The organism is Pseudomonas typographi, assembly GCF_014694385.1.
GTDB classification, from domain to species: domain Bacteria; phylum Pseudomonadota; class Gammaproteobacteria; order Pseudomonadales; family Pseudomonadaceae; genus Aquipseudomonas; species Aquipseudomonas typographi.
The window spans coordinates 68,372-80,533 of record NZ_JAAOCA010000014.1 but is presented as its reverse complement, the minus strand read 5'-3'; the positions used below and the strand labels follow the sequence as shown (position 1 = coordinate 80,533).

10 protein-coding genes are annotated in these 12,162 nt (G+C 62.1%); 8 read left to right on the top strand and 2 right to left on the bottom strand.

What is annotated here, in order from left to right; genetic code table 11:
• The first annotated feature begins 147 nt into the window (after positions 1 to 147).
• Both HAQ05_RS12715 and HAQ05_RS12710 read left to right on the top strand, forming a co-directional pair.
• Entirely contained in the window at positions 148 to 2,493 is a 2,346-nt protein-coding gene (locus HAQ05_RS12715; RefSeq protein ID WP_190421226.1) for a TonB-dependent receptor, read from the top strand.
• 60 nt (positions 2,494 to 2,553) lie between these two features.
• Entirely contained in the window at positions 2,554 to 3,552 is a 999-nt protein-coding gene (locus HAQ05_RS12710) for an ABC transporter substrate-binding protein (protein ID WP_194718551.1), read from the top strand.
• 444 nt (positions 3,553 to 3,996) lie between these two features.
• Here HAQ05_RS12710 and HAQ05_RS12705 read toward each other — a convergent pair whose 3' ends face one another.
• Positions 3,997 to 4,851 carry a universal stress protein gene (locus HAQ05_RS12705; protein ID WP_190421093.1) on the bottom strand — a complete coding sequence of 285 codons (855 nt, stop codon included), beginning with the start codon at positions 4,849 to 4,851 and terminating at the stop codon, positions 3,997 to 3,999.
• 82 nt (positions 4,852 to 4,933) lie between these two features.
• On the opposite strand from HAQ05_RS12705, the gene HAQ05_RS12700 reads away from it, so the two are divergent.
• The 5 genes from HAQ05_RS12700 to HAQ05_RS12680 all read left to right on the top strand — a co-directional run bounded on the left by HAQ05_RS12700 (position 4,934) and on the right by HAQ05_RS12680 (position 10,527).
• Positions 4,934 to 5,533 (top strand): MiaE family protein, encoded by a 600-nt coding sequence (locus HAQ05_RS12700; protein WP_190421091.1) that lies wholly within the window; start codon positions 4,934 to 4,936, stop codon positions 5,531 to 5,533.
• A 251-nt stretch (positions 5,534 to 5,784) separates the two neighbouring features.
• Complete coding sequence (locus tag HAQ05_RS12695) at positions 5,785 to 6,264, top strand: MarR family winged helix-turn-helix transcriptional regulator (RefSeq protein WP_190421089.1); 480 nt, start codon at positions 5,785 to 5,787, stop codon at positions 6,262 to 6,264.
• Positions 6,261 to 7,721 (top strand): efflux transporter outer membrane subunit, encoded by a 1,461-nt coding sequence (locus HAQ05_RS12690; RefSeq protein ID WP_190421087.1) that lies wholly within the window; start codon positions 6,261 to 6,263, stop codon positions 7,719 to 7,721. Before HAQ05_RS12695 ends, HAQ05_RS12690 begins: the two co-directional genes overlap by 4 nt.
• A 20-nt stretch (positions 7,722 to 7,741) precedes the next feature.
• Entirely contained in the window at positions 7,742 to 8,953 is a 1,212-nt protein-coding gene (locus HAQ05_RS12685; RefSeq protein WP_190421085.1) for an HlyD/EmrA/EmrK family protein, read from the top strand.
• Between the two features lie 44 nt (positions 8,954 to 8,997).
• Entirely contained in the window at positions 8,998 to 10,527 is a 1,530-nt protein-coding gene (locus HAQ05_RS12680) for a DHA2 family efflux MFS transporter permease subunit (protein ID WP_190421083.1), read from the top strand.
• Here HAQ05_RS12680 and HAQ05_RS12675 read toward each other — a convergent pair.
• Positions 10,516 to 11,352 (bottom strand): TlpA family protein disulfide reductase, encoded by an 837-nt coding sequence (locus tag HAQ05_RS12675; RefSeq protein ID WP_190421081.1) that lies wholly within the window; start codon positions 11,350 to 11,352, stop codon positions 10,516 to 10,518. The two genes, HAQ05_RS12680 and HAQ05_RS12675, sit on opposite strands and share 12 nt — an antisense overlap.
• A 137-nt stretch (positions 11,353 to 11,489) precedes the next feature.
• Here HAQ05_RS12675 and HAQ05_RS12670 point away from each other — a divergent pair, with 137 nt between their 5' ends.
• On the top strand, positions 11,490 to 12,161 hold the full coding sequence (locus HAQ05_RS12670) for a response regulator (RefSeq protein ID WP_190421079.1): 672 nt from the start codon (positions 11,490 to 11,492) through the stop codon (positions 12,159 to 12,161).
• The last annotated feature ends 1 nt before the right edge of the window (position 12,162 follow it).

The following is a 12,162-nucleotide window of genomic DNA, read 5'->3' as shown; positions in this document are numbered from 1 at the left end:
AAACAATGCCGAACAGGTATCGAAACTATGAACTTGGCGACATTGCTCGATCGGCGCTGATGCGCTGAGAATCCGACTCCGGTTCCCCGGCCATCCCCGCTCGGGAATAGTCGTTATCAAGCAGTGCGCCTCGTACAAGGAATTTCCATGGTTCATCCCCGTCGCTTGCGTCACGATCCCTTGACGCAGAAAACGCCGCTGGTCATGGCGCTAGCCCTGGCGTCTGTATCGTTGATGTCACACGCCGCAGATGCAGAGCCCGGGCAGGATGGCCAGGCGCCCATAGCCGGAACGGATACCCGCCTGGACAAAGTGACGGTCAACGCCCGCCGTCGCGAAGAGCGTGCGCAGGATGTCCCTACGCCAATAACCGTCCTGGACTCGCAGACGCTGGAAAACCAGCGCATTTATCGGATTCAGGATCTCCAACAATTGGCTCCCAGTACCAACGTTGCTTATCAGCATGCGCGTCAGGCCAGTGTTTCCATCCGCGGCCTTGGCAACAACCCGGCCAACGATGGCCTGGAAGGCAGCGTCGGGCTTTATTTGGATAACGTATATCTAGGCCGACCGGGTATGGCTGTGTTCGATTTGCTGGACGTCGAACAAGTCGATGTATTGCGGGGCCCTCAAGGCACTCTTTTTGGCAAAAACACGACAGCGGGCGTGCTCAATATCAGCACCCGCAAGCCTTCTTTTACCCCTGAGCGAAGCATTGAAACCTCGGTGGGTGAGCACGGTTATGTTCAGACCAAAGGCTCTATCTCCGGCCCGCTTAACGATCGACTGGCTGGGCGCTTATCGTTGTACCGCACGCGCGAAGACGGTGATACGCGAAACATTTTCGACGGCCATGACGTCAACGGTGGGGCCCGCGAAGGCATGAGGGGCCAACTGCTCTGGAACATAAACGACGATCTGAACGTGCGGTTTATTGGCGATTACAACCAGGAAAAGTCCACCTACGGCTCGCCCACGCTTTATAGCGTGGGGCCCTACATCAATGGCAGCAACCGCTTCCTGCAGCGTGTCGCCTCCGCTGGCGGTACCTTGGCCAGTGGCAACCGAAAGGTCAATTTCGATGGCGATAGCACCAAGACCACGTTCCAGGGCGGCGCTTCAGTCGAGGTCAACTGGCGTGCGCCAAGTGACTTTACGCTCACCTCCATCACCGCCTACCGCTGGTGGGATTTCACGCCGAACAACGATGATGGGCTGGACATCTCGGTATACCGAAACAATGGCGTCGCGGTCAAAGATAAACAGTACTCACAAGAAATAAGGCTGGCGTCACCCATAGGCGATGCCTACGACTACGTGGTCGGAGCCTATTATTATCGCCAGGTGCTGAATAACTACGGAGCCACCCTTTATGGTTCCGATGCAGATAACTTTCTCGGTACTGCCCAGGGCGCACTGGCCAACGTCGATAGCTTCACAAACGGCCATATCACCACCAACAGTTATGCCTTGTTTGGGCAGCTCACCTTGCATCTGGCGCCGCGCCTCGATTTGGCGTTGGGTGTGCGCGGTACTTACGAAGAAAAGGACGCCTGGGTCCAACGGCAGGCCCCGACCGGGGGCGCCAGCGTCAGCGGAGCGGCAGCCACCGCGCGCCAGGCACAACTCGGTGCCTTCGATTCCGGCGATTTGAGCCAATACAGTTTCAGCCCTTCGACCATGGCCTCACTCAGTTATCGTTTCAATGATCAACTGCTGGGCTACACCACGCTCAGCCACGGCGAAAAGTCTGGGGGAGTTAACTTGGCGGTGGGCAGCGCACGCACCGCTGGGGCGGGCTCTTTGCTGATCGGTAGCGAACGGTCAAACAATTTGGAGGTAGGGTTAAAAAGCACCCTGTTCGATCAGCGCTTGCTGCTCAATGCCAACCTTTTCTTGACCCGGGTGACCGGCTATCAAGCCACTGCCTATGACCCGGACGTCCGTGCGAACTACCTCACCAATGCCGGTGCGGTAAGGTCGCGGGGCGCCGAGTTGGATGCCACTTGGCAGCCCAATCGCAATTGGACGGTGAATGCCAACGCATCGTACAACGACGTGCGTTACACCTCCTACAAGAACGCCTCTTGTGCACCGGAAATAAGTTACGCCACTGGCGCGGCCGAGTGTGACCTCTCGGGCGCAACGGTACCTGGCGCCTCAAAGTGGATCGCTAACCTCAATACCCACTACCAGTGGTTTCTCGAAGGCGGGCTGCAGCCCTATGTCAACGCCAGTTATGCTTTCCGTTCTCACACCGTAGGGACGCTCGATAATTCTGAATATAGTGAAATCCCTTCATACGCGGTGGTTAACCTTTCGACCGGCCTGCGGGGCGATCTTTACCAAGGCCAGTGGGATGTCTCGCTGTGGCTGAAGAACGCTTTCGACAAAACCTATGCCACCTACGTTTGGGGCGGCTCCAATGGCAGCTATAACGCTAGCCTGGGTGATTCCCGAACGCTCGGCATGACGGCCCGTTACGATTTCTGAGGCGCTGTGTTTCGTTGCAATAGCGAGGCGCGGCGGCACATTCATAAAAGGAACATCACCTTGGTCAGAGAAAAACACCTCGGTTTTTGGTTGAGCCTGCTGATACTCGCTGGGTGTCTGGGCCCATCGTTGAGTCAAGCCAAGCCTGCCGAGCTTAAGGAAATACGTATCGCCGTACCGGACGTTAGCGCGAGCAATCGCAGCACCGGTGCCGGTGTAACCGTCGTTCTGGAAAATCAGCATTTGCTGGAGAAGGCGTTCGCCGATGATGGTATCGCCATCAAATGGCTGTACTTCAAAGGCGTTGGCCCAGCGATTAACGAGGCTTATGCCAATGGCCAGGTCGACTTTGCCTACATCGGCGACCTAGCAGCCATCATCGGTAAATCGGGCGGCCTGGATACCCGCTTGCTCAGCGCAACGACGCGCGGCATCCCGGGGTACCTGGCCGTTGTCCCCGGGTCGGCGATCCATCGCTTGGCCGATTTGAAGGGTAAGCGGGTCGGCGTTAGCAAAGGCACCTCCAACCATTTGTCTTTCGATTCGGCCCTGGCCAGCCAAGGGCTGACCGAGAAGGATATCCAACTCATCAATCTAGACGCACATGCCGCATCGGCAGCCCTGTCTGCCCGGCAATTAGACGCGATCTGGGGCCCTTCGACCTTGTTGGCGTTGCAGAAGAGTGGCTCGGCCGATATCGCCGTGGACTCCAGCCACTTCCCTGACGGGGCGGGGCAGTTTCAAGGGGTACTGGTTGCGCGCGGGGGGTTCGTTGACGACTACCCTGAGGTCACTCAGCGTTTTCTCCAGGTTCAGCGTAAAGCCTTTGAGTGGCTGCGAAGCGGTGAGCATGATGAGGAATATAGCCAGATATTTACCGAGCTCTCTGGTTACCCTAGAACATTCGACCCCTTAAATGGCCTCGATTTCAAGACGACCTTCAACCCCGACCTCGATGCGGATTTTCTCCAGCGGTTGCAAGCCAGCGTTGACCTGGCTTATCGCCTGAAGTTGATCCGCCGGACGTTCTCCGTACAAGAGTGGGCCGTTGCGCAATAAGTGATACGTGGGCTATCAAGCCCATTGTCTCTTTCGAGCACATTGCAAAGTGCTGCGTGCTGGAAGACGGTGTATACATGACGTTGATCTGAGCATCATGCAGGGCGGGTTCGTAGCCATCCTCGGCGCCAGCGTCGCCCCTGCTGCCATTAGTAGAATTGGGGCAGACCCTTACGGCGAACGATTGGCTTGGACGGGCGGTTTTCTTCGAATCGCTCCACCCAAGGGTTCGTAGCGGTTATGAATTCCAAGCGTGACGCCTGGAGCCGTTATACGCGTTGACCCGCGAGGGCAGTTACCGCCCACTGCCGATCCGTGTGCAAGAAGCCCCGACGTCTTCAATCGCTTACTCGTGTTGAGCGGCCGGAATGCTTAACGAGGCCAGTCGTTTTGGTGATAAGCACGCACCTGCACGTATGTGGAATTTACTAAATTCAATTCAAGTCAGCCCCTTTGCAACCGCGCCACTAAATGCGCACTGATCGCCTCGGTCTTGAGCACCAGCACGTCGCTTTGCAGGGTATCGAGCACCGCCTCGGCGGTATTGCCGATCAGCGCCCCGGCGATGCCATCGCGGGCGACGGTGCCGATCACCGTGACCACCGCATCCAATTGCTCGGCCACGAACGGGATCAGGGCGTCGGCTGGGCCCTGGGCGATGTGCAGGGCTTCGTCATCGATGTCGAAATGCGCTTGCAGGCTCTGGTAGCGCTCGCGGTAAGGTTCGAGCACTTCGCTGGCGGCCTGGAACAGCGGTATTGCCGCCAAGGTCGGGGCAGGGTGGGCGCTGACCAGGTGCAGCGAGCCCTTGGCCAATTCGGCGATCTGGAACGCTTGGTCGATGATCTGTTCTTGCAGCGCGCGGTGGGTGGTGTCGGCGTTGCCGATGTCTACCGCGGCCAACACCACCCCACCGGTCCAGAAACGGTCGTGTTTGACCATCAGCACCGTGCAGGGGCAGTAGCGCAGCAGTTTCCAGTCTTCCGGGGCAATCAACTTCAGCGGCCCGTCCGGGAGGTGTTGCTTGATCACCAAATCGCAGCCTTCGGCTTGCTGCACTGAGAGGATGGTTTCGTGCAGGCTGGCCTCCCAGGCCTGTTCGCTGGTCACGCTGTAGCCATTATCGACCAGTTGCGCCTTGAGCCCAGCCAACAAAGCGGTGCGGTCATGCTGGCGGTCGCACACCAGTAGGTGCATGTGCGCGCCCGTGGCCTTGGCGATCAGCCGCGCACGGCGCAGGGCCAGGCTTTGCCCGTGTTCGTCACCCAGTACCACCAGTAACCGGCCGATCTCGTACATGCCCGTGCCCTCGTTCGTCGACCCTATCAGCGTAGCCGCTGTGCCGGTATAATCCGCCGTTTTTTCCAGCCAGAGATGGCCCATGCTGAGTGAAATCCACGCATTTCTAGGATGCCGCACGCCACAGGCGTGGGTGCACGCCGCATTGGCCAACGTGGCCACGCTGCTGATCGACCACAAGAATTGCGAGTACAAGGCCGCCGCCACGGCGATGAGCCTGATCGCCAAATACAACAGCCACCTGGACCTGGTCAACATGATGTCGCGCCTGGCGCGCGAAGAACTGGTGCATCACGAGCAGGTGCTGCGCCTCATGAAGCGGCGCAAGGTTGAACCACTGCCGCTGTCGGCCGGGCGTTATGCGTCGGGGCTGCGTAAATGCGTGCGCGCCCACGAACCGGTGAAGCTGGTCGATACCCTGGTGGTAGGCGCCTTTATCGAAGCCCGCAGTTGTGAGCGCTTCGAGGCGCTGGTGCCGCACCTGGATGAAGACCTGGGCACGTTCTACCACGGGCTGCTCAAAAGCGAGGCCCGGCACTACCAAGGTTACCTGAAGCTTGCGCACCAATACGGCGATGCCACCGACATCGCCCGCACGATAGAGCGGGTTCGCAGTGCCGAGGCGCAACTGATCGAAACGCCAGATACCGAGTTTCGCTTTCATAGTGGGACGCCCAGTTAGGGACGCCCAGTTAGGGACGACCTTTAGGGATGCCGGGTTAGGGCTGCCCAGGTAAGTCCACCCGCGCGCCGGGCCCACTCGCAGACCGCCCAGCGTACCCCGCGCCCATGGCCGCGAAATGGCATTGCCCGGCGCTTCCCCGCCCGGACGCCCCCCGTAAACCCTTGCCAGCATCTGTCACTTGACAATAACTGCCTAGGCAGTAATATCCCGACACACTCCTGCCTAGACAGTTATTGCAAAGCATCGCGATGCCGCACATTACCCCCCAAACCTTTTATGACAGCCAGATCGGCATGCTTTTGGGCCGCAGCGCCATTCTCAAAGACCGCTTGCTGGATAAGCACCTGGAGGCGTACGGCCTCACGGCCGCACAGTTCAAGGTGCTGATCATCATGGCGCGCTGGAACGTCGACACCCCGGCTGAGTTGTGCCGGCACCTGGCGCTGGACAGCGGTTCGATGACGCGGATGCTCGGCCGCTTGGAGCAAAAGCAATTGATCGTACGCCGGCGCAGCGACACCGACCGGCGCCAAGTGCACATTGTGCTCGCGGCCGCCGGGCAAGCGCTGGCCCAGCGTTTCCCGCACATCGGCGCGGCGGCGATGAACGAGTTTGTCGGGGTGCTTGAAAGTAGTGAATTGACAGAGCTCGAACGTATCTTAAGCAAAATACTGACCCACGCCGGCGACCGCGCGGTTTGCTGGTCCCCAGGTGACATCGATAAATGAACCTGCTTGCCGCCTTACCCCGATTCACCCCGTTGTACCTGGCCCTTGCCCTGGCCGGTTGCGCCAACTACCAGGGGCTGCACACCACCGCCGAGCTCGCCGACCCCGCCAGCTTGCAGGCCGGGCAAACCCTGGGTGGGGTGAAGCTTAGCCCGGCGGCTTGGCCACGGGAAGATTGGTGGGCAGCGCTGGGCGACCCGCAACTGGACGGCTTGATCCGCGAAGCCCTGCGCGATAACCCAGACATGCAGGTGGCCAGCGCCCGCGCCCACCAGGCCGCTGCCGCTGCCGCCCAGGCCAATGCCGAGCGCATGCCGCAAGTGGATGCCGATGCCGGGGTGACCCGCTCGCGGATTTCTCGCTACCAAGACCCCCTGGGGCAGGGCGATACCTACGGCACCTTGCGCAGCGCCGAGTTGGCCTTCAATTACACCTTCGACCTGTGGGGCGGCCAGCGTGCCGCCTGGGAGGCCGCGCTTGGCCAAGCCCGTGCCGCCGAAGTCGACCGCCAGGCTGCACGCTTGACCCTGGCCGCCGACGTGGCCCAGGCCTACAGCGACCTGGCCCAGGCCTATGTGATCAACGACCTGGCCCAGGATGATCTCAAGCGCACCGGCCAGTTGCTTGACCTGGGCAGGCGCCGGCTGGCCTCGGGCATCGACAGCGAATTCCAGTTGCAACAAACCGAAAGCTTGCAGGCCACTTCGCAGGCACAGGCGGTGAGCGCCGAGAAGCAACTGCGCAGTGCCCGCATCGCCTTGGCCGTGTTGCTTGGTAAAGGCCCGGACCGGGCTGGGGACGTCGCGCGCCCCCGCGTGCTGCAACCGGCCGCGGTGCAGTTGCCCTCGACCCTGCCGGCCGACCTGCTGGGCCGGCGCCCTGACTTGGTGGCGGCGAAATGGCGGGTGGAGGCGGCGGCCAAGGACATTGACGTGGCCAAAACGCGCTTTTACCCCAACCTAAACCTGAGTGCGGCCGCCGGTATCCAGTCGCTGCTGGGCGATGCGTTGTTTGGCAGTCCCAGCAAGTTCTGGAACGTGGGCCCCGCGGTGTCGTTGCCAATTTTCGACGGTGGGCGCTTGCGCGCCGGCCTGGATGCCCGCGATGCCGACTACGACCTGGCGGTGGCGCAGTACAACAAGGCGCTGAGCCAGGCGCTGGGCGATGTCAGCGATGCCATCAACCAGCTCGACGGCTTGAACCGGCAGATCGCGGCCCAAGCCCATGCCGCCGAAGTGGCGCAACGTTCCTTCGCCACCGCCACCCAGCGTTATTCCTCGGGTATCGGCGACTACGTGGACGTGCTCACCGTGGAGCAGCAATTGCTTCAGGCCCAGCAGCAGCTGGCCAGCCTCGATGCCCAGCGTATAGGCATCTCGATACAACTGATGCAAGCCCTGGGCGGTGGGTTTACCGGCGAGCACCTCGCCAGCGCCCCCACCAATGCCCACGACTAACCTGCAAGGTACTTAAAACCATGGCAACTGCCGAGAACACTGCGGGCGGCAAGCCCGATGATGCCCAAATACAACCGAAGGGCAACACACGCAAGCGCAAGCTATTGCTGCTGATTTTGCTGGTGCTGATCGTGCTCGCGGCAATCGGGGTATGGGTGTGGCACGAGATGTACGGGCGCTGGTACGAAAGCACCGACGATGCCTATGTGAACGGCAACGTGGTGTCGATCACACCGCTGACCGGCGGTACGGTGACCAGCATCCAAGCCGACGACGGTGACTTGGTGCAAGCCGGGCAAACGCTGATCACCTTGGACCCGGCCGATGCCCGCATCGCCCTGCAAAGCGCCCAGGCGAACCTCGCCCGCACCGTGCGCCAGGTACGCGGTTATTACACCAACGTGGATGCGCAGCGGGCCCAGGTGGCCTCGCGCAAGGCCGACGTACAGCGCGCCCAAGACAACTACAACCGGCGTAAGAACCTCGCTGCCGGCGGAGCGATTTCCCAGGAAGAGCTGTCCCATGCCCGGGATGACCTGACCAACGCACAAAGTGCGCTGAATAACGCCGAGCAGCAATTGGCCACCACGTTGGCGCTGGTCGACGACACCGAGATCGCTTCGCACCCAGACGTGCAGGCCGCGGCGGCACAAGTGCGCGACGCGTACCTTGCCCAGGCGCGCACCACCATCGTTGCGCCAGTCACCGGCTACGTGGCCAAGCGCACCGCGCAACTGGGCCAGCGCCTGCAACCGGGGGCCAACACCATGGCGGTGATCCCGCTCGATCAACTTTGGCTCGATGCTAACTTCAAGGAAACCCAATTGCGCGACATGCGCATCGGCCAGCCGGTGACCATCACCGCCGACCTGTATGGTGGCGATGTCGAGTACCGCGGCAGCGTCGAAAGCCTGGGCGCCGGCACCGGCAGCGCGTTCTCGCTGCTGCCGGCGCAGAACGCCACCGGCAACTGGATCAAGATCGTTCAGCGGGTGCCGGTTCGGATCAAGCTCGATGGCGAGCAGCTCAAGCAGCACCCACTGCGCATCGGCCTATCGACCCTGGCCGAGGTGGACCTGCACGACCAAAGCGGTGCCATGCTCGCGCAACAGCCCCCGCAGCAGGCGTCGTTCACCACCGATGTGTACGACAAGCAATTGCTGGATGCCGACGACATGATCGCCCGGCTGATTCGCGACAACAGCGCTGGCGGCAAGGCTGCCCAGCGTTAACCGCACCACCGGCCGCGCACGCGGGGCCAGACCAGGTATGAGCCATGAGTGATAACGGGCAATTTACACCGCCGAGCCTGGTGTTGAGCACCATCGGCCTGTCGCTGGCGACCTTTATGCAGGTGCTGGACACTACCATCGCCAACGTGGCGTTGCCGACCATTTCTGGCAACCTGGGGGTGAGTTCAGACCAAGGCACCTGGGTGATCACCTCGTTCGCGGTGGCCAATGCCATCGCTTTGCCGCTTACCGGCTGGCTGAGCCGGCGAGTGGGGGAGGTGAAGCTGTTCATTTGGTCAACACTGCTGTTTGTAGTCGCCTCGTTCCTGTGCGGTATTTCCACCTCGATGCCCGAGTTGGTGGGCTTTCGCGTGCTGCAGGGCGCGGTGGCCGGGCCGCTGTACCCCATGGCGCAAACGCTGCTGATCGCGGTTTACCCGGCGGCTAAACGGGGCATGGCCTTGGCCTTGCTGGCGATGGTCACGGTGCTGGCGCCCATTGCCGGGCCGATTCTCGGCGGTTGGATCACCGACAGCTACAGCTGGCCGTGGATCTTCTTTATCAACATCCCGATTGGCTTGTTCGCCGCCGTGACCGTACGCCAGCAATTGGCCAAGCGACCGGTGCACACCAGCCGCCAGCCCATGGACTACGTTGGCCTGCTGAGCCTTACGGTCGGGGTGGGCGCGCTGCAGGTGGTGCTCGACAAAGGCAACGACTTGGACTGGTTCGAGTCGCAGTTCATCATCATCGGCAGTGTGATTTCGGCCATTGGGCTGGCGGTGTTCATGATCTGGGAACTCACCGACGAGCACCCGGTGGTGAACCTGCGGCTGTTCGCCAACCGTAACTTCGCCGTGGGTACCCTCGTATTGGTGTTCGGTTACGCGGGTTTTTTCGGCATCAACTTGCTGTTGCCGCAATGGCTGCAAACGCAAATGGGCTACACCGCAACTTGGGCGGGCCTGGGGGTGGCGCCGATTGGGGTGCTACCGGTGATCCTGTCGCCGTTCGTGGGCCGCTACGCGCACAACTTCGACTTACGTGTGCTGGCGGGGCTGTCGTTCACTGCCATAGGCTTATCGTGCTTCATGCGCGCGCAGTTCACCAACGAGATCGACTTTTTGCACATCGCCCTGGTGCAAGGGTTCATGGGTATCGGCATCGCGCTGTTCTTCATGCCGACCTTGAGTATCTTGCTGTCGAACCTGCCACCCAAATTGATCGCCGACGGCTCGGGCCTGGCGACCTTTTTGCGCACCCTGGGGGGCAGCTTCGCGGCGTCGCTCACCACCTGGATCTGGGACCGACGGATGATCATGCACCATGCCTACCTGACCGAAGACGTTACCGTGTACAGCCCCAGCACCCAACAAACGCTGGCGCAAATGGGCGGGCCGGGCAGCCAGGCGTATGCCCAGCTCGAGCAAACGGTGACCGGGCAGGCGTATATGCTGTCTACGGTGGATTACTTCACCCTGCTGGGGTGGATGTTTGCCGCCTTGATCGTATTGGTGTTCATCGCCAAACCGCCGTTCACCGCCAAAGCCGGCCCCGAGTCGTCAGGGCATTGAAGCGCCCGCCGCGGCCTCGGGCGTGGCGAGCAGTTTCAGGCCGCGGGCGAGGGTAGCCTGCGACAGCTCACCCAGGTGGGTGCCGAGCAATTGCCCTTCGGCGCTGTAGAACAACGTGGTAGGCAGGGCCATGGCACCCACCTCGCGGGCGACCGCGCCGCTGGGGTCGAACACGATGTGGTCCAGGGCGAGGCCGGCAGTGGCGGCGAAATTGGCCACCAGCCCAACGCTTTCTCCTTGGTTGATGAATACGAAGCGCACCTGCGGCTGCTGCCGCTGGGCGGCGGCCAGTACGGGCATTTCGCGCCGGCAGGGCGGGCACCAGGTGGCCCAGAGGTTCACCACCATCGGCCGGCCGCGCAGCTCTGCCAGTGTCAGTGTGCTGCCGTCGGCCCGCTGCAGGGCGGTGGCGGGCAGCGGCGTGCCTTTGCCGTAGCGGTCGATGGCACAGCTGGCGCCCAACCACAGCACCAGGCCGCAGGCCGTGGCGGCGAGCAGGCCGCGCTGGGCCTCCGGGCGCCGCCAGGCCAGCCAGGCCGCCGCCAGCAATGCCGCGGCAATTCCAGCCCAGGGTAAAAAACCACCGTCGCGCAGGTCGAGCATCTGCCGCCAATCGCCCTGGTATTGTGGCCAGTAGGCCGCGACGAAGCCCAGCCGGGCGCCGCCCAGTGCTACCAGCAGCAACCACCAGACCAACCCCTGGGAATCGCCATCGTTCGTGCGGCGCCCGCTCAGGTAGGCCACGAACAGCGCCAAGGCGAGGCTGGCGAGCAGGGCCAGGTGGGCCAGCGAGAGGGCAAAGGGGCCGAGCGACAGGCTGAGCATGCAAGCCTCCAGTGTTAGGTTGGCGTTATCATCCGAACGGCCGGTTAAGCTCCCATTAATGGGAACTTGGCGCATAATGCAGCCTTAATGGCTGGCGGTGAGGATCTGCGCCACCCCCGCTTTTCCGAGACTGTTGCATGCACGTACTGCTCTGTGAAGACCACGACCTGATCGCCAGCGGCATCGTTGCCGGGCTCACCGCCCAGGGTGCGGTGGTCGATCGGGTGGGCAGCGCATCGGCCGCCGAGGCGCTAATGCGCGCTGGGCATTTCGATGTGATGGTCCTCGACCTGGGCCTGCCCGACGAAGACGGCCTGAAGCTGCTGCGCCGCCAGCGCCAGGCCGGCAACACCTTGCCGGTGCTGGTGCTCACTGCCCGGGATGCGGTCACCGACCGGGTCGCGGGGCTGGAGGCCGGTGCCGACGACTACCTGCTCAAGCCCTTCGACTTGCGCGAGTTGGCCGCGCGCCTGCACAGCCTGGTACGGCGCACCACCGGCCGCGCCCACAACCGTATCGACCATGGGCCGCTGTGCTACGACCCCAGCACGCGCCAAACCTGGCTGCAAGGCGAGGGGGTCGACCTGTCGCGGCGCGAGCAGGCCATCTTGCATGCGTTGTTGCAAGCCCCGGGGCGGGTGCTCTCGACCGACCAACTCAAAGACTGCGTGTACGGGTTCGACGACGATGTGGAAAGCAATGCGTTGAATGTGCACATCCACCACCTGCGCCGCAAGCTCGGCAACGGCATCGTCGAAACCATACGCGGCCTGGGTTATCGCCTGGGCCCTGCCGGCAAAGGGGCATAAG